We start from the raw sequence: 1,145 nt of genomic DNA, 5'->3' as shown, positions 1-1,145 counted from the left end.
CGAGCCCATGCGTGTCGAGCAGCACGTCGAACGCATCCCGCCAGCGGACATTGTTCAGACGTAAAGACACGGTGCCGCGCACCTGTTCGCTGACGATGATGTTGAGCCCGGTGAAGCGCGCAAACGCGTCGAATGCGGCCGCGAGGCCGACACCCTGGAGATTCAGCGAGATTCGGCGTGCGTCGTCCGCGTCGCCTGGACGCCGCGCCGCTGCGTCGCTCATGCGCGCGGGGGGCGGCAACGGAACTGGCGGGCCTTCGAGCGCGGGGGCGACGCGAGGCGTCGGCTCTGGCTGCGGCGGAGCCGGCGCCGGCTCCAGGCCCGGTGACAACTGCGGCGATGGCGATGGCAACCGCGACCACTCCGGCGACGCGATTTCCGCACTGGTGACCGTGCCCTGCGGCAGCGGCACGTCCGGCAACCCGCCGGCCTGCGATTCCATCGCAGGCCATGCGACCGGCAGCGGCGGCAACGCACCCCACGCAGCGCCGCCACTCACGCCGATCCAGACGACGACCGTGGCGCGCAATCCGTTCCTCACCATTGCCCGCCTCCGCCATTCAGCTCCATCCGGTGCGAGCCATGCGCGGTCGCGAGCATGACCGACTCCGCGTCGATCCGCGTCACGCGCATCGCACCGACCGCCTCGCCGGCAGTCGCCGCCGTGATCGCACCCGTGCCGTCGTCGAACAGCGCGAGACCGGCGCGCGCGTCCCGCATCACGCCGGCCAGCCGCGACGGCGCGGCCTCACCCGGCTCCGAATGATCTGCGGAAGCGAACGGGTCCGCCTCCATCGAACTCGGCCCGGACCACGCGTCGCCATCAGACGCCCCAGCGCCAGGCAACCCGGGAAACAGGTCGATCGCCAGTTCCACGCGCGCCGCCCGTGCGGCCCGTGCGTCCTGCTCGACACGCATCGCCGACGGCACGGCGAGCACCGGCAACGCCGCCAGGCGGTCGACCAGCCACCGAAGCGCCGTAAAGCCGCCATCCGCGACGATGCGCACCGTGCGCCGCGCGTCCGGCTTCGCGGGATGCTCGGGCGGCGGCCCCGGCTCGAACGACACGATCCGCAGCCCGCCCGACGTGGCCAGTTCGGCGAGCTCGAGCAGCAGCGCAGCCCAGCCGGGCGCAGCCGGATCGA

1 protein-coding gene and 1 pseudogene are annotated in these 1,145 nt (G+C 72.7%); both read right to left on the bottom strand.

Annotation, left to right across the window (positions count from 1 at the left end; all coding sequences use genetic code 11):
* Positions 1-544, bottom strand: a pseudogene (locus tag G3N94_RS41430) (type IV pilus secretin PilQ); the annotation flags it as partial.
* A partial coding sequence (locus tag G3N94_RS41425; protein ID WP_205799920.1) for a pilus assembly protein occupies positions 538-1,145 on the bottom strand: 608 nt, incomplete at its 5' end. The pseudogene G3N94_RS41430 and the gene G3N94_RS41425, both read right to left, overlap by 7 nt.

This window comes from Burkholderia sp. Ac-20353, from assembly GCF_017104785.1.
Classification (GTDB): Bacteria; Pseudomonadota; Gammaproteobacteria; order Burkholderiales; family Burkholderiaceae; genus Burkholderia.
The sequence above is the reverse complement of the archived record's forward strand: the minus strand, read 5'-3'. Positions and strand labels throughout refer to the sequence as shown.